General features: G+C 73.0%; 16 protein-coding genes. 8 read left to right on the forward strand and 8 right to left on the reverse strand.

All coding sequences use genetic code 11. The annotated features are described in order from the left end of the window. Window positions 1-65: 65 nt before the first annotated feature. Both FZC61_RS13860 and FZC61_RS13865 read left to right on the forward strand, forming a co-directional pair. Window positions 66-1,106 (forward strand): DUF4192 domain-containing protein, encoded by a 1,041-nt coding sequence (locus FZC61_RS13860; protein WP_148614765.1) that lies wholly within the window; start codon window positions 66-68, stop codon window positions 1,104-1,106. A gap of 100 nt (window positions 1,107-1,206) precedes the next feature. Continuing rightward, entirely contained in the window at window positions 1,207-2,682 is a 1,476-nt protein-coding gene (locus FZC61_RS13865) for a glutamate-cysteine ligase family protein (RefSeq protein WP_148614766.1), read from the forward strand. A 115-nt stretch (window positions 2,683-2,797) separates the two neighbouring features. On the opposite strand, the gene FZC61_RS13870 is transcribed toward FZC61_RS13865, so the two are convergent. Beyond that, window positions 2,798-3,307, reverse strand: a complete 510-nt coding sequence (locus FZC61_RS13870; RefSeq protein ID WP_211357252.1) for a hypothetical protein — start codon at window positions 3,305-3,307, stop codon at window positions 2,798-2,800. A gap of 86 nt (window positions 3,308-3,393) precedes the next feature. Here FZC61_RS13870 and FZC61_RS13875 point away from each other — a divergent pair, with 86 nt between their 5' ends. Next, window positions 3,394-3,771: a universal stress protein gene (locus FZC61_RS13875; RefSeq protein WP_148614767.1), complete on the forward strand. Its 378-nt coding sequence runs from the start codon at window positions 3,394-3,396 to the stop codon at window positions 3,769-3,771. A gap of 48 nt (window positions 3,772-3,819) precedes the next feature. On the opposite strand, the gene FZC61_RS13880 is transcribed toward FZC61_RS13875, so the two are convergent. Further along, window positions 3,820-4,707, reverse strand: a complete 888-nt coding sequence (locus FZC61_RS13880) for an alpha/beta fold hydrolase (protein ID WP_148614768.1) — start codon at window positions 4,705-4,707, stop codon at window positions 3,820-3,822. 75 nt (window positions 4,708-4,782) lie between these two features. Between FZC61_RS13880 and FZC61_RS13885 the strand changes: the two genes are divergently transcribed. Together FZC61_RS13885 and FZC61_RS13890 are read left to right on the forward strand one after the other, a co-directional pair. Next, a complete protein-coding gene (locus FZC61_RS13885; RefSeq protein WP_148614769.1) occupies window positions 4,783-5,352 on the forward strand; it encodes an HhH-GPD-type base excision DNA repair protein in 570 nt (189 codons plus the stop codon). 177 nt (window positions 5,353-5,529) lie between these two features. Next, complete coding sequence (locus FZC61_RS13890) at window positions 5,530-7,056, forward strand: RNA polymerase sigma factor (protein WP_148614770.1); 1,527 nt, start codon at window positions 5,530-5,532, stop codon at window positions 7,054-7,056. Between the two features lie 91 nt (window positions 7,057-7,147). Here FZC61_RS13890 and FZC61_RS13895 read toward each other — a convergent pair whose 3' ends face one another. From FZC61_RS13895 to FZC61_RS13905, 3 genes are all read right to left on the reverse strand, one after another. Beyond that, window positions 7,148-7,636: a hypothetical protein gene (locus tag FZC61_RS13895; protein WP_148614771.1), complete on the reverse strand. Its 489-nt coding sequence runs from the start codon at window positions 7,634-7,636 to the stop codon at window positions 7,148-7,150. Window positions 7,637-7,923: 287 nt separating this feature from the next. Next, complete coding sequence (locus FZC61_RS13900) at window positions 7,924-8,502, reverse strand: DMT family transporter (protein ID WP_246142690.1); 579 nt, start codon at window positions 8,500-8,502, stop codon at window positions 7,924-7,926. 355 nt (window positions 8,503-8,857) lie between these two features. After that, window positions 8,858-9,100, reverse strand: a complete 243-nt coding sequence (locus FZC61_RS13905; RefSeq protein WP_211357268.1) for a DUF7455 domain-containing protein — start codon at window positions 9,098-9,100, stop codon at window positions 8,858-8,860. Window positions 9,101-9,561: 461 nt separating this feature from the next. On the opposite strand from FZC61_RS13905, the gene FZC61_RS13910 reads away from it, so the two are divergent. The 3 genes from FZC61_RS13910 to FZC61_RS13920 are packed head-to-tail and all read left to right on the forward strand — an operon-like array spanning window position 9,562 to window position 12,901. Further along, window positions 9,562-11,625, forward strand: coding sequence for a DNA gyrase/topoisomerase IV subunit B (locus tag FZC61_RS13910; protein ID WP_484214015.1), 2,064 nt, complete (start codon window positions 9,562-9,564; stop codon window positions 11,623-11,625). Continuing rightward, complete coding sequence (locus FZC61_RS13915; RefSeq protein ID WP_148614773.1) at window positions 11,625-12,128, forward strand: GNAT family N-acetyltransferase; 504 nt, start codon at window positions 11,625-11,627, stop codon at window positions 12,126-12,128. Before FZC61_RS13910 ends, FZC61_RS13915 begins: the two co-directional genes overlap by 1 nt. A 47-nt stretch (window positions 12,129-12,175) precedes the next feature. After that, window positions 12,176-12,901: a zinc-dependent metalloprotease family protein gene (locus FZC61_RS13920; RefSeq protein ID WP_148614774.1), complete on the forward strand. Its 726-nt coding sequence runs from the start codon at window positions 12,176-12,178 to the stop codon at window positions 12,899-12,901. A gap of 15 nt (window positions 12,902-12,916) precedes the next feature. On the opposite strand, the gene FZC61_RS13925 is transcribed toward FZC61_RS13920, so the two are convergent. From FZC61_RS13925 to FZC61_RS13935, 3 genes are read right to left on the reverse strand one after another with little or no spacing between them, the layout of a single operon-like run. Continuing rightward, entirely contained in the window at window positions 12,917-13,411 is a 495-nt protein-coding gene (locus FZC61_RS13925; RefSeq protein WP_148614775.1) for a beta-class carbonic anhydrase, read from the reverse strand. A gap of 17 nt (window positions 13,412-13,428) precedes the next feature. Beyond that, window positions 13,429-15,180, reverse strand: coding sequence for an MFS transporter (locus FZC61_RS13930; RefSeq protein ID WP_246142691.1), 1,752 nt, complete (start codon window positions 15,178-15,180; stop codon window positions 13,429-13,431). Then, window positions 15,177-15,911 (reverse strand): LppX_LprAFG lipoprotein, encoded by a 735-nt coding sequence (locus tag FZC61_RS13935; protein WP_148614776.1) that lies wholly within the window; start codon window positions 15,909-15,911, stop codon window positions 15,177-15,179. Before FZC61_RS13935 ends, FZC61_RS13930 begins: the two co-directional genes overlap by 4 nt. Window positions 15,912-15,913 lie beyond the last annotated feature (2 nt).

The following is a 15,913-nucleotide window of genomic DNA, read 5'->3' on the forward strand; positions in this document are numbered from 1 at the left end:
CGGGCCCTCCACAGGCCCGACGGCGCCGAGGAGCAGGTGTCGGTGGGCGTGGGGACCGTCGGCCCATGACCCCTTCCACCCCGCCGCCCACCCGCCTCACCGCCCGCTGCCCCGAGGACCTGCTCGCCGCGAGCGCGGTCGTCCTGGGCTTTTGGCCCAGCGAGTCGGTCGTCATGCTCACCTTCGACGCCGCCCACCCCTTCCACGCCCGCGTCGACCTACCGCCCGAGGCAGCCGCGATGCCCGCGCTGGCCCGGACCCTGGTGCAGCCGGCGGCCCACCACGGCGTCGGCCGGGTCGTGCTGATGCTCCACACCGCACACCCCGAGCGCGCCCGGCTCGCGTGGCGCGCCCTGCGGTCGGCCTTCGCGCAGCACGACATCGTCGTCGTCGAGGCGCTGCGGGTCGGCAGCGACCGGTGGTGGCCCCTGCTCGACGACCACGGCGAGGACGGCGTCGGCGTCGCGTTCGACGCAGCGAGGCTGGCCGTCCACCCGTTCCTGGCCCAGGCCGTCGTCGACGGCCGGGTCCTGCACCGCTCGCGCGGTGACCTCGCCGCCGCCCTCGAGCCCGACCCCGCGGCCGTCGCCCGACTCGCCGCGCTCGTGGCCGGGGCACCGACCCACCCGCCCTCGGTGTCGACCGAGCTCGCCGAGGGCACCTGGACCCACGCGCTCGTGACGCGCTACCTCGCGGCCGCGGCGGCCCCGCCGTCCCCGGTGCACCCGGTGCACCCGGCGCCTCCGCCGACCGACGCCGAGGTTGCGCGCCTGCTGTGCGGCATGCGGTCGTTGCGCGTGCGCGACGCGGCGTGGTCGGCCATCACCCGGGCTGCGGCCCGCCCGGCGGTGGCCCTCTTCACCGACGTCCTGCGCCGTACGCCGCGCGAGCTGGTGCCGGCGCCCGCGGCGCTGCTGGCCTGGGCGGCGTGGCAGGCCGGTGACGGTGCGCTGGCCTGGTGCGCCCTCGACCGCTGCGAGGCGGTCGACCCGGGCTACGGGCTCGCCGCGCTCATCGCCGAGGCGCTCGAGCGCGCGGTGCCCCCGACGGTGATGGCCGAGGGCTTCGACTGGAGGGACGGTCTCGACGCGACCGAGACCGGCTGAGGCCGGCTGAGGCCGGCTGAGGCCGGCTGAGGTCGGTCCGGGACGCGGCTCCACCCCTCGTGTCGAGCCTGGGAGGGTCGTCGTGCCCTAGGTTCAGGTCATGGGCGAAGAGGTCGACCTCCAGGAGTTCACCCCCGCCGACCGCACCCGTCACCGCGAGAAGGTGCGTCGGTGCCTCGACGTGTTCGCCCGGATGCTGCGCGACTCGGCGTTCGACACCGACGACCCGATGACCGGGCTCGAGGTCGAGCTCAACCTGGTCGACGACCGGGGCGACCCGGCGCTCAAGAACGCCGAGGCCCTCGCGGCGATCGCCGACCCCGACTTCCAGACCGAGCTGGGTCAGTTCAACATCGAGATCAACGTCCCTCCCGCCAAGCTGCGCGAGGGCGGGCTCGACACGTTCGAGGGCCACCTGCGGCGCAGCCTCAACGACGCCGAGGCCAAGTCGGCCGAGGTCGGCGCGCACCTGGTGATGATCGGCATCCTGCCGACGCTGGCCGCGGGCCACATGGCGCCGCAGAGCATCAGCGCCAACCCGCGCTACCGGCTGCTGAGCGAGCAGATCCTCGACGCCCGGGGCGAGGACCTCGCGATCTCGATCAGCGGCGTCGACCGGCTCGACACCACCTCCGACTCGATCCTGCCGGAGGCGGCCTGCACCAGCACCCAGCTGCACGTGCAGACCTCGCCCGACCAGTTCGCCTCCTACTGGAACGCCTCGCAGGCCATCTCGGCGATCCAGCTGGCCGTCGGCGCCAACTCGCCCTACCTGCTGGGTCGCCAGCTGTGGCGCGAGACCCGGATCCCGCTGTTCGAGCAGGCCACCGACACGCGCAGCATCGAGCTCAAGGCCCAGGGGGTCCGCCCCCGAGTCTGGTTCGGCGAGCGCTGGATCACCTCGGTCTTCGACCTCTTCGAGGAGAACGTCCGCTACTTCTCCGCGCTGCTGCCGATCACCGACGCCGAGGACCCGCTGGCGGTGCTCGAGGCCGGCGGCACCCCCGAGCTCCACGAGCTGCGGCTGCACAACGGCACGATCTACCGCTGGAACCGTCCGGTCTACGACGTCACCGGGCCGCCGGACGAGCGCGCGCCCCACCTGCGGGTCGAGAACAGGGTGCTCGCCGCGGGCCCGACGGTGGCCGACACCATGGCCAACGCGGCGTTCTACTTCGGGCTGGTGCGCCACCTGGCCGAGAGCGAGCGGCCGCTGTGGTCGCAGATGTCGTTCAGCGCCGCCGAGGAGAACTTCCACCTCGCGGCCCAGCACGGCATCGACGCACAGGTCTACTGGCCCGGCGTCGGCCAGGTGCGGGCCACCGAGCTGGTGCTGCGCCGGCTGCTGCCGCTGGCCCAGCAGGGCCTCGACGCCTGGGGGGTCGACGCCGGCACCAGCGACCGGCTCCTCGGCATCATCGAGCAGCGCTGCCTGCTCGGCACCAACGGGGCGGAGTGGTTCGTGCGCGAGATGGAGCAGCGGGGGAGCCAGGACCGGTTCGACGCGCTGCGCGCGACGCTGCTCGACTACCGCGAGCGGATGCACACCAACGAGCCCGTCCACACCTGGAGCTGACGCCGACCGCCACGGTGGGTCTCGGCAGCGTCGGGCGTCCCACGGTGGTCGAGGTGCGAGGCCGCCCGCGGCCGAGCGTCGAGACCTCCGACGCCGAACCCGCCAGGGCGACCCCTCAGCCCGCCTCGCCAGCCTGACCACGCGGGCCGGTGGCGTGACCCACCGGGTCGTGGGTCTCGGCGCGACGTAGGCGCACCCAGGCGCGGTGGACGCCGCTCACCGGGTCGCACCAGCTGCGTCGTCCGACGACCACCATCGGCAGGGGCCGACCCAGCTCGGCGGCGGCCGAGCGGGCCGCGGCCGACCACGCCAGGTCGACGTCGCGGGTCTCGAGAGGGTCTCCGGGTCGGGTCAGCCACACCAGGGTGGACGCGGCCGACGGCGCTCGCGCACGACGCGCCATCGCCTCGAGCGCGTCGGTGCGCAGGGCGTGGTCGAGACGCTGGTCGCCGAGGGTCAGCACGACGCTCGAGGCTCCCGGCACCCCCACGTGCACCGCGGGCGGGAACACCCGGCGCGGCTCGCTGGTGGCGTGGGCCAGCACCGCACGACGCAGCAGGGCCAGGAGCCCGCGGTCGACCGGCTCGGTGATCACGCGCGGCGGTGCGACGGTGGCGGGGTCCATGGCGCGCAAGCCTGCCCCAGCCCGACGACGGCCCGGCGGCGTTCTCCACAGCCCTCGGTGCGGTCGCGCGCGGTAACGTGCACGGCATGTCGATCGTGGTCGTGGGATACGTGCCCAAGCCCGAGGGTGAAGCCGCCCTCGACAAGGCCGTCGAGGAGGCCAGGCTGCGGGGCTCGGAGCTGATCGTCGTCCACTCCCACCGGGCCCGCGGCGACGAGGCCGAGCCCGACCTCACGGCTGTGCGGGCCCGCCTCGACGCGTCGGGCGTGACCTACGAGGTCCGCCAGCTGGTGCGTGGCTTCGAGGCGGCCGAGGACCTCGTGAGCGTCGCCGAGGCGCAGGACGCCGACCTCATCGTGATCGGCCTGCGCCGCCGTACGCCGGTCGGCAAGCTCATCTTGGGCTCCAACGCCCAGCGCGTGCTGCTCGACGCCCACTGCCCGGTGCTGGCCGTCAAGGCCTGACCGGTCAGCCGGACCTCACCCCAGCCTCACCCCAGCCTCACCCAAGCGTCAGCCCAGCGTCGCGCGCAGCTCGCCGAGCATCTGCTCGGTGTGGCCGAGCTCGATCGACAGGTGGCCCTCGCCGACGAGCAGGTGCCCTGTCGCCCCGGGCACGTGGCTCGCCAGCCACGCCCCGTGGCCGGCCGGAACCATCAGGTCGGCGTCGCCCTGCCACACGAACGCGGGCACGCGCACGTCGGCCGGGTCGAAGCCCCAGGCGCGGGTGAAGGCCAGGTCGTCGTCGACCCACCCGTCGACGCCGAGGCGCAGCGCCTCGGCGAAGGACGCGGCGAGGTCCTCGCCCACCCCGGCTCCGCGGGGGTCGAGGATCGCGTCGCGGTCGACCTGCGGCAGCAACGAGGTCATCGAGTCGACGATCTGGGCGGGGGTCGCCTCGCGCAGGGCCTCGGCCTGCGCCTGCAGCCACGGACGCAGGGCGTCCTCGCCGTCGACGGCGAGGCCGAACTCCTCGAGGTTGTCCTCGCCCATCCCCGTCAGGAAGTCGAGGTCGGCTGCGTCCCAGGGCCCGACCCCGGCGATGCTCAGCACCCCGGCCACCCGGTGCGGCAGCAGGGCCGCGGTCGCCAGCGCGTGCGGTCCGCCGCCGGAGGAGCCCAGGGTCACGCAGCGCTCGACCCCGAGGTGGTCCAGCAGGGCCGCGACGTCGTCGGCGACGTCGGCGACCGAGCGCCCGGGCCGGCGCGTGGAGCCGCCGTACCCGGCCCGCGAGAACGTCACCACCCGCAGGCCGACCGCTGCGGCGGCGCCGTCGAGGTGGCGGTCGCGGGTACCGGCGCCGGGGGTGCCGTGGTGCGCGACCGCGACCGGCAGCGAGGCGTCCCCGGGGCCGAGGTCGTAGGCGAGCAGGCGTCCGTCGGGAAGCGTCAGGTTCTCCACGCCGATCACCCTAGGCGGCCCGCCGGCATGGTGCGGCCGACGGGAGCTGACCGGAGCTGCGAGAGGATGACCGCCATGGGCTTCCACATCACCGGTGATCCAGCAGCCGACCAGGTCCTCGACGGGTCGCCGTTCGCGGTGCTCGCGGCGATGATGCTGGACCAGCAGTACCCCATGGAGCACGCGTTCCGCGGGCCGGCCAAGGTCGTCGAGCGGTTCGGGAGCTTCGACCCCCACGCGATCGCGAACGCCGACCCCGAGGCCTTCGCCGCGCTGTGCTCGACCACGCCGGCGATCCACCGGTTCCCGGGCTCGATGGCCACGCGGCTGCAGGAGCTGGCCCGCGTCGTCGTCGAGCAGTACGACGGGCACGCCGAGCGGATCTGGACCGAGGCCGCCGACGGCAAGGACCTTGCCCGGCGGTTGCAGGTCCTGCCCGGGTTCGGTGCCCAGAAGTCCAAGATCTTCGTGGCGCTGGTGGCCAAGCAGCTCGACGTGCGCCCGCAGGGCTGGGAGAAGGTCGCCGGCGACTATGCCCTCGACGGCTACCGCTCGGTGGCCGACGTCGTCGACCCGGCGAGCCTGCAGAAGGTCCGCGACTTCAAGAAGCAGGCCAAGGCCGCCGCCAAGGCGGCCACCGCCTGAGCCTGCGCCACAGCCCCGCGACCTGAGGCCCCTCGACCCCCTCGTGGGCCGTGGTCGGGCCGTCACCGGGGGCGTGGCAGAATGAGCCGAGCGGCTCTTGACGACAGCGGTCCTTGTCGCGCCCCGAACCGCCCAGCCCCACTTCAGCTCCCCTTGCCACAACCTGCCTGACGAGAGGTGTTCGTGTCCTCGAACGCACGCAAGATCCCCACCGAGGTGCTCGCGCACCCCGCCGTCGTCGACCTCATCGAGCGGGCCGCCCCGACCGGGACGTTCAGTCCCGACCAGGTGCGGCGCGCCAGTGACGACGCCGGCGTCGAGCCGCGCCACCTCAAGTCGCTGCTCGAGCACCTGAGCGGCCTGGGCCTCAGCGTCAAGCTGCCGGCCGACACCCGGGTCGCCGCCGCCGCCACCGGCACCCGCAAGACCGCCACCGCGGCCGCCAAGAAGACGGCCACCCCCGCCGCCAAGAAGGCTGCGGCGACGCCGGTGGCCGAGCCGGCCGAGCCGGCACCTGCGGCCAAGAAGGCTGCCCCGGCCAAGAAGGCCGCCCCCGCCAAGAAGGCCGCGGCCAAGAAGGCCGCTGCGGCGCCGGCCGTCGCCGAGCCCCCGGCCGTCGTCGGACCCGACGGCAAGAAGATCCTGCCCGACCTGCCCGACGACCAGTTCGAGAAGGACGTCGAGGCCGACCCCACCATCAAGGAGGCGGAGGAGGAGGCCACCTCCACCTCGACCTTCGTGGTCTCCGCCGCCGACGACACCGACGAGCCGGCCCAGCAGGTCATGGTGGCCGGCGCGACCGCCGACCCCGTCAAGGACTACCTCAAGCAGATCGGCAAGGTGCCGCTCCTCAACGCCGAGATGGAGGTCGAGCTCGCCAAGCGGATCGAGGCGGGCCTGTTCTCGGAGGAGAAGCTCGCCAAGGGCGGCAAGATCAGCGCCAAGGTCCTCGAGGAGCTCGAGTGGATCGCCGAGGACGGCCGTCGCGCCAAGAACCACCTGCTCGAGGCCAACCTGCGCCTGGTCGTCTCGCTGGCCAAGCGCTACACCGGCCGCGGCATGCTCTTCCTCGACCTCATCCAGGAGGGCAACCTGGGCCTGATCCGCGCGGTCGAGAAGTTCGACTACACCAAGGGCTACAAGTTCTCGACCTACGCCACCTGGTGGATCCGCCAGGCGATCACCCGCGCCATGGCCGACCAGGCCCGCACCATCCGGATCCCGGTCCACATGGTCGAGGTCATCAACAAGCTCGCCCGCGTCCAGCGTCAGATGCTGCAGGACCTCGGCCGCGAGCCCACGCCCGAGGAGCTCGCCAAGGAGCTCGACATGACCCCCGAGAAGGTCATCGAGGTCCAGAAGTACGGCCGCGAGCCGATCTCGCTGCACACGCCCCTGGGCGAGGACGGCGACTCCGAGTTCGGTGACCTCATCGAGGACTCCGAGGCGATCGTCCCGGCCGACGCGGTGAGCTTCACCCTGCTGCAGGAGCAGCTCCACGCCGTCCTCGACACCCTGTCGGAGCGCGAGGCGGGCGTGGTCTCGATGCGCTTCGGTCTCACCGACGGCCAGCCCAAGACCCTCGACGAGATCGGCAAGGTCTACGGCGTGACCCGCGAGCGGATCCGTCAGATCGAGTCCAAGACGATGTCCAAGCTGCGTCACCCGAGCCGTTCGCAGGTCCTGCGCGACTACCTCGACTGAGCGCCACTGCTCCTCGTTCGACGACGGGGCCCCGGGACCGCATCGGTCCCGGGGCCCCGTCGCGTCTGCGCCGGCGTGTCTCAGCCTGCGACTAGCGGTAGCAGAGGGCAGGTCCGGGTCCGTCGGGTCCGCCGTCGGCCCCGCCCCGGTCGAAGGCGACGAACCAGTCGGGGCCGGTGAAGGTGACGCCGTACTCGATGCTGCAGCCCTTGTGCAGCGCGACGTAGACCGGCTCGCCGAAGTAGTCCGTGCCGTGGTTGACCAGGCTGATCGTCACCTGCTGCGGCGTGCCCCGGCAGGTCCCTGTCGCGTCACCGGAAGCGGCGACGTCGCTGGTGACGGGGACGGGCCAGCTCGCCGGCACCGCCTGCAGCCCGACCATGAACGCACTGAAGGTGTCGCCCCGCGGGCACGTCAGGCGGAACCGCGCGCGCACCTCGTCGGGGCCGGCCAGCTTGGCCTGGCCGAGCGTGGCCGTGTCGTTGATGGTCGGTGACTCGTCGGCGTGAGCGGTGCCGGGCACCAGCACCACGGCGGCCGCGAGCGCGGCCGCCACACCCATGCTCCTCAGATCCCTCATCGTGACGTCTCCCTCTCGTGAGCGTGGCCGCGACCCCGATGATCACGACCCCCGCCGATGCTCATCCCGCTCCGGGCGCGCCACCAGGACCGAAGGTCCCGTCGGCGGCCGGTGCCCTCAGGTGCAGGCAGGAGGCAGGGCACGCAGCGGGGCACGAGGCGGCGGGGAAGCAGAGCACCAGGTCGCTCCGACAGCTGGGGGGCAGTCGGTCGGAGCGACCTGGTGTGGGGCCCATCATGTCACGGCGCGGCGGTGGGTCGCGCGGACGCGCCGGGTCCGGGTGCTGCTCACGCAGCGGCGATGAGGCCCACGGCGACGGCACACAGGGCCAGTCCCGCGACCTGGTGACGGTGCACCGGCTCGCGCAGCAGCGCGGTGGCCAGCAGTACGGTGAAGGCCGGGTAGAGCGAGGTCAGGACCGCCGCGATCGTGAGGTAGCCGGTCCGGGTCGCGACCAGGAAGAGGGCGACGGCGCCCGCCCCGAGCAGCCCGCTGAACCCCCCGGCGTACGCCGCGGGCTCCCGGGGGGCCCAGGGCCGGCCCAGGGCGGTGGCCACCGCGACGACGACGACCGCCCCGACGGCCGAGTTGAGGGCCAGGGGCAGCAAGCCCGACTCCTCCGGGATCTGGGCCAGGGCGGCGAAGAGCACCCCGAAACCGAGGCCGGCGAGCAGTCCGTCGACCAGGCCGGCGGACACCGGGCCCGCCTCGGGGGCGGTGTCGTGCGCGGGTTCGCGGGCGACCAGCCAGATCGCCGGCAGCGCGGCGGCGATGCCGCACCAGGCCAGCAGGCCGGGCCGGTCGCCGGTCGAGACCCCGACGACCAGCGGCACGAGGGCGGCACCGACGCCGGAGACCGGGGCCACGACGCCCATCCGACCGGCCGCCAGCCCCCGGTAGAGGAACGCCGTGCCGACCCCGTTGCCGAGGCCGGCCAGGAGCGCCCACCCCAGGTCCTCGCGCTGCGGGGTGCCCCCGAGGACCAGTCCGAGGACCAGGCGCCCGCGGCCCCGCCGACCTGCGAGGTCAGGGCGATGGTCCAGGGGCTGACCCGGCGCGAGACGACGCCCCCGACGAAGTCCGACAACCCGTAGGCGGCCGCGGCGAGGAGGGACAGCACGACGACCACGGGGGAGAGGTTCGCAGACCGGTGCTGTGGACACGACGACGGCCCCGGACCGAGGTCCGGGGCCGTCGTGGGCTAGGGGGTGGGTGCGGTGCTCAGTCGTCGGAGGGGCGGCTCGGCGTCGCGGACAGCTTGTGCGTCTCGTCGACCACGGTCGCGGCGATCTCCTTGAGCTTGTCTCCGTGCTCCCTGGCGTGGTGGGCGCAGAAGAGCAGCTCACCGCCGCTCTGGAGCTCAACGCGGAGGTAGGCCTGGGCACCGCAGCGGTCGCAGCGGTCCTCAGCAGTCATGGTGGTGCTGGGGGCGGTTGCAGTCGTCACTTGAGGCCTCTTTCTCATTGCAGTCGGTGCTGTGTCCAACGTAGCGAGCGGGGGCAAGATTCCCGCTCCCACGTGGCACACGCCACTCGTCCTCACGCAGGATGTCCCCGGTTGGTGCGGTGCGGTGCCATGACGTCGTCGTCGTGGCGGGCCGTCGGGGTGTTCAGTTGGCGAACCGCCGATGGGGGCCGGTCGTGGTGCCTGGCTGGTGCTGGTCGGTGCCTGTCGTGCGGTCGAGCTGTGGTGGTTCGGTGCCGTGGCCGCCCCGGTCGGGTGGGGTGGCCCTCTCGTCAAGTGTGACGCCGAGAAGGCCGTCTGGGTGCGAAATACGAAGACGAGATGCGGATCTTGTCCTCATCGTGACGCGGGCGGTCGGGGCGTGGCGGCATCGGTGCACGGCGTGTCGCTAGTAGATTCGAGTGTGCCCGGCGACCGTCGCGGGCGCACCACCCCTCCGCACACCGCTCAGGAGCCCCCCGATCGTCGACAACACCTACAACGCTGCCCACCTGCTCGTGCTGGAGGGCCTCGAGGCGGTGCGCAAGCGTCCTGGCATGTACATCGGCTCGACCGACACGCGTGGCCTGATGCACTGCCTGTGGGAGATCATCGACAACGGGGTCGACGAGGCCCTGGCGGGCGCGGCCCACCGCGTCGAGGTGACGCTGCACCCCGATGGCTCGGCCGAGGTGCACGACGACGGTCGCGGCATCCCGACCGACAAGGAGCCCAAGACCGGGCTGCCCGGCGTCGAGGTGGTCGCGACCAAGCTGCACGCCGGCGGCAAGTTCGGCGGCGGCTCCTACGTCGCGACCGGCGGCCTGCACGGGGTCGGTCTGTCGGTCGTCAACGCCTTGTCGGCGCGCATGGACATCGACGTCGACCGGTCGCCCAGCAGCCTGGGCATCAGCTTCCGTCACGGTGCCCCGGGCGTGTTCGACGGCGAGGGTCCCGACGCGCCGTTCGTCGAGCAGAGCGGGATGACCCGCAAGGGCAAGCGGGTCGCCAAGAACACCTCCGGCACCCGGATCCGGTTCTGGCCCGACCGTCGGATCTTCACCAAGGACGCGACGTTCGAACGCGACGGCCTGGTCGGCCGGGCCCGGCAGACGTCGTTCATCGTGCCCGGTCTCGAGCTGGTCATCCGCGACCTGCGCGGCGAGACGCCCACCGAGGAGAAGTTCCGCCACGACGGCGGCATCGCCGAGTTCACCGACTTCCTGGCGAAGGACGAGCCGGTCACCGAGGTGCTGCGCATCCAGGGCTCGGGCTCGTTCACCGAGACCGTCCCCATGCTCGACTCCCAGGGCCACATGACCCCCCAGGACGTCGACCGCACCCTCGGCGTCGACATCGCGGTGCGCTGGGGCACCGGCTACGACACCGAGCTGCGCTCCTTCGTCAACGTGATCGCCACCCCCAAGGGCGGCACCCACGTCGCGGGCTTCGAGGCCGCGCTCGTCAAGCCGTTCAACGAGGCCATGCGGGCGGCCAAGGTGCTCAAGGTCAACGACCCCGACGTCGAGAAGTCCGACATCCTCGAGGGCATGACGGCCGTGGTCACCGTGCGCCAGGCCGAGCCGCAGTTCGAGGGCCAGACCAAGGAGATCCTCGGCACCCCCGCCGTGCGTTCCGAGGTCCGCAAGATCGTGGCCGCGCACTTCACCGAGTTCCTCACCTCGACCAAGGCCGCCGACAAGCGCCAGTCGCGACCGTTGATGGACAAGGTCTACGGTGCGGCCCGCACCCGCATCGCGGCTCGCCAGCACAAGGAGACCCAGCGCCGCAAGAACGCCCTCGAGTCGTCGTCGCTGCCGTCCAAGCTGGCCGACTGCCGGGCCGCCGACAACGAGCGCACCGAGCTGTTCATCGTCGAGGGCGACTCCGCGCTCGGCACCGCCAAGCTGGCGCGCAACTCCGAGTTCCAGGCGCTGCTGCCGATCCGCGGCAAGATCCTCAACGTCCAGAAGGCCTCGGTCGGCGACATGCTCAAGAACGCCGAGTGCGCCTCGATCATCCAGGTCGTCGGCGCCGGCTCGGGGCGAACCTTCGACCTCGACGCCGCCCGCTACGGCCGGATCATCTTCATGGCCGACGCCGACTCCGACGGTGCCCACATCCGCTGCCTGCTGGCCACGCTGTTCTTCAAGTACATGCCCGACCTGATCACCGCCGGCCGGGTCTTCACCGCCGTCCCGCCGCTGCACCGCATCGAGATCTCCAGTCCGCGCAAGGGCCAGGACAAGTACCTCTACACCTACTCCGACGACGAGCTGCAACGAAAGCTCGCCGAGCTGAAGAAGAAGAACATCCGCTGGAAGGACCCGGTGCAGCGCTACAAGGGCCTCGGCGAGATGGACGCCGACCAGCTGGCCGAGACGACCATGGACCCCCGCCGCCGCACCCTGCGCAAGCTCACCGTCGACGACGCCGACGTCGCCGCGTCGGTCTTCGAGCTGCTGATGGGCTCCGAGGTCGCGCCCCGCAAGGAGTTCATCGTCCAGGGTGCCTACGAGGTCGACGTGGAGTCCCTGGACGCCTGATGACCGAGGCGGTCCGGATCGAGGTCACCGACGCCGATCGTGACGGTGTGTGGCCGGCGTACGACGCCGTCTTCGGCGACCAGCCCGACGAGGCGACCTGGCGGGCGCGGGTCTGGGAGCGCCACCTGGCGCGTGCCGGGTTCCGGCTCGCGAGCGCGCTGGACGCGGACCGGCTGGTCGGTCTCGCGTACGGCTACACCGGCGAGCACGGTCAGTGGTGGACCGACCAGGTCGCCACCGCCCTGGCGCCCGACGTGGCCGCCGCGTGGCTGGGCGGGCACTTCGAGATGGTGAGCATCGGTGTCGTGCCGGACGCCCGGGGCCGGGGGCTCGGCCGCGGCCTCCTGCGGGCCGTGGTCGAGGGCCTGCCGCACGACCGTCTGCTGCTGATGACGACCGACGACCCTGCCGACCCCGCGCGCCGGCTCTACGCGACGCAGGGGTGGCAGGTCCTCGGGCCGGGTGTGGGCGACCACACCGTCGTGATGGGGCGTCGGGCCTAACCCCGACGCCGGCGGACCGTTGTCCCTGCGTGGGCAAGAGGACGAGCGTGCGTGTGCTGCTCGCCGCGGCGGTCGCGACGGCGCTGACGGCGACCGGTCCGAGCGTGGTGGCGCAGCCGCAGCGGTCGCCGATCGACTTCCCCGACACCGATGCGCTGCTCGGCAGCTGCCTGCAGCTGACCCCGCACACCGTCGCGCTGACCGCCGAGAAGGTGCAGCTCGACCTGCGCATCGTGCTCGACGGCGCGAGTCGCACCGAGGCGGTGGCGGCGGTGGCCGGCATGCGCCGGGCCTACGCGCCGCTGGGGGTCTCGGTCGTGGCGACGTACGACGCGGTCCGGCTCGCCGGTCGCGACGCCGGTGGGCTGCTCGCCCAAGCCAAGCAGCTCTACGGCGGCCGGCGCCCCGCCGACGCCGACGTCGTCTACGTGCTCACCGACAAGGACATCGTCAACGGCGCGGCGACCGGCGGCCAGCTGGCCGGGCTGGCCGACTGCATCGGCGGCATCCGGTTCGCCCGGCGGGCCTTCGCCGTCGGCGAGCTCGGCTCGGTCTCAGCACCCGGGGTGCCCCAGGGCACGGCCAAGACGATGGCGCACGAGGTGGGCCACCTGCTGGGGGCCCAGCACCACTACACGGGCCCGGAGGGCCGCCTCGACGGCGACGTGACGACGCCGCTGTCGTTGATGGGTCCGGCGGTCCAGCTCATCGCGCTGCGGTTCTCGCAGCTCGAGGCGCTGATGGTGCGCGGCCACGCGCAGAAGTACGCGTAGGCCGCGCACCCCGGCTCAGTACTGGCGCTCGAGCAGACCGGTGTCGACGTCGTAGATGAAGCCGCCGACCTGCACCGTCTCGGGCACCAGCGGGTGGGTGCGGACCTTCTGGACGTCGTCGGCCAACGAGTCGAGCTGGTCGCGCACGACGTGGATGCTCTGCCAGCTGGCGTCCATGCCGGCCGACTCCTCGATCCGGGAGCGCAGCTCGGCCTCGGTGTTGGAGGCCACGGCGCACTTGGTGTGGGGGGCGATCATCACGCGCTCGACGCCGAGCAGGTGGACGGCCAGCACGAGGGCCTCCAGCGTGATGTGGTCGACCCGGCCACCCGGGTTGCGCAGGATCTTGGCGTCGCCGGCCTTCAGGCCGAGCATGCCGAGGGGGTCGATGCGGGAGTCCATGCAGGTGACGATGGCGACGCCCCGGCGGGCGACACCGTCTAGGCCGCTCTGGGTGAAGCCGGCGGCGTACTCCTGGTTGGCAGCAAGAAGGTCGTCGAAGTCAGGCACGGGAGGAATCTATCGGCCTAGCCGGACGCGCCGAGCACCTGTCCGCTCCCGACGCCGCGGGTGGGGGCGCCGCGCAGCACCACGAGCGCCAGGGCCGCTGCGGCGAGCGCCACCACCGTGGCTCCCTCGAACACCGCCTGCTCCTGCAGGATCCCCAGCGCCCGGACGCCCAGGTCGGGGTCGTCGCGGCGGGCGGCGTAGAGCTGGGCCAGGCCGTAGGTGGTCAGCACGGAGATCCCGACGAGCATGCCGACCATCCGGGCGACCACGACGAGGGCGCTCGCGAGGCCGTGGGTGTCGCCGCGCGTGGAGGCCAGCATGGCCGCGTTGACCGGCGCGAGGGCCAGGCCGAAGCCGAGCCCGCCCAGGACCAGCGCCACGGTGGGGGTGGCGGCCGAGTCGAGCGTGGACTGGTCCCAGTGCGACATCCACCAGAACGAGCCCGAGGCGGCCAGCATCCCGGCCGCCGTGATGAGACCGGCCGGCAGGTGGCGCACCAGGACGCCGCCCACGACGGCGCCGACGGGCAGGGCGACGAGGAAGCGGAGCAGCACCAGGGCCGCGTCGAGCTGGGTGTAGCCCTTCTCGGCCGTGCGGGCGAACAGCGGGATGTCGACCAGGGCGGCGATCAGCGCCCAGCCGACGAGCAGGCTGACCACCAGCGAGCCCCAGGCCGGCCGCGCGGAGAGCGTGCCGCGGGGGACCAGCGGGTCCTCGGTACGGCGCAGGTGGAGCACGAGGGCGACCAGGGCCAGGGCCGAGCCGAGCAGGAACCACGGACCCTGCGCGGAGAGGACCGAGACCTCGGGGTCGGCGGTGGCGAAGGCCAGGACGATGCCGCCCAGGACGACCGCGAGCAGCGCGGCCCCCGCCAGGTCGGCCTCGGCGAGGCTGCGGCCCCAGGAGCGCACGTCGACGAGCGGTCGGCGGGCCAGCAGGCACCGCGCGCAGAACACCAGGAACGCCACGACGGCGATCAGCCCCATCGGCTGCACCCAGCGGCCGCCGCCGGGCACGACGGGGACGAAGAGCTCGCCGTAGGTCAGGTCGGTGTAGAGCCGCTGCGGTGGGCTGATCGCCATGAGGGCCGCCGCCACGGCGACGACGAGCGCCAGGGCGCCCGGCACGTCGCGGCGCCCACGGCGCCCGGGTGCGCCGTCGTCGGTCCCCGTCTGGTCGTCGGCGCGACGCAGCACCCGGACCACGGCCCACAGGGCGACGGCGGCGGCGCAGTTGAGGGCGAAGATGCCCCGCCAGGAGGTGAACGCGAGCACGGCGGCCCCGAACAGAGGTCCGAGGACCGCCCCGAACTCCTGGACGGCCGAGACGAGGCCGAGCGGCAGCCCGCGGTGCTCGACCGGGTACGTCGCGGCGACCAGCGCCATGGTCGCCGGCACGAGGCCGCCGCCGCCGACGCCCTGCAGGAACCGGCCCAGCACGATGCTCGGCAGGTCGTAGGCGACCGCGGTGACGGCGGAGCCGACGGCGAAGGCGATCAGCGAGGCCGCCAGGACGGGCACGGGGCCGCGCAGGTCGGCGACCCGCCCGATCAGCGGGAGCACCGCGACGTAGCCCAGCAGGAAGCCGGAGACGATCGGGGCGGCGCGCTGCAGCTGGTCGACGCTGATGTCGACCGAGGCCATCATGTCGGGCAGCGCGAGCACCACGACGTAGGTGTCGATGGCGGCGAACATCACCGCGGCCGCGCAGAACACGAGCAGGGTCCGCGACCGCCGGTCGACCTCGACGCGCGCGCCCGCGGTGGTCACGGCTTCGAGATCTCCTGGTCGACGTCGTAGTCGTCGATGGTGATCGAGTAGGTGATCGTGCCGGCGCCCTCGAAGAACTGCCCGGTGAGGTCGGCCTCCTGGAGCCGGCCGTCGGCGTCGAGGGTGAACGTCGCGTCGAACCGGTCGCCCGGTGCGCAGGGCAGGAGGTTCTGGACGGCCTCGCCCGGCACCACGGCGGTGTAGGGGGTGAGGATCTCGTCGTTGTCGGCCCCGCCACGCTGCGGGTCGCCGGCGCTGACGTCCTCGGCCGCGGTGAGGACCGTGGCGAACCCGGTGTCGGGGGCGAGGAGCCCGGCGGGGTCGGGCACGCAGGTGGGCAGCTTGAAGTCCTGGTAGCTGCCGAACAGCTGGGCGTAGACCTTGCCGCCGACCGACACGATGTCGACGTCGCTGGCGGGGATGCCCTCGAAGGTGCCGGACGCCAGGCCCTGGAAGGCCGGCGGGTCGGCGGTGATCACCCCGGAGGCCTTCGACAGGTAGGCCTCGGCCTCGGGTGCGTCATCGGTGGCGAGCGTGAGTCGCACACCGCTGGTCTCGTCGAGCCGGGTCTTGGCGAAGGCCAGGGCCTCCTGGGGCGAGACCGTGTCGTCACCGTCGGTGTTGGCCGCGGCGTTGGCGGTCGAGGCGCTGTCGCCGCTGCACGCCGACAGACCCAACGACGAGGTCAGGACGATGACCGCGACCGCGGTCGTACGGCGCAGGAAGCTCATGC

The sequence above is a fragment of the Nocardioides rubriscoriae genome (genome assembly GCF_008087085.1).
In the GTDB taxonomy this organism is placed as follows: domain Bacteria; phylum Actinomycetota; class Actinomycetes; order Propionibacteriales; family Nocardioidaceae; genus Nocardioides; species Nocardioides rubriscoriae.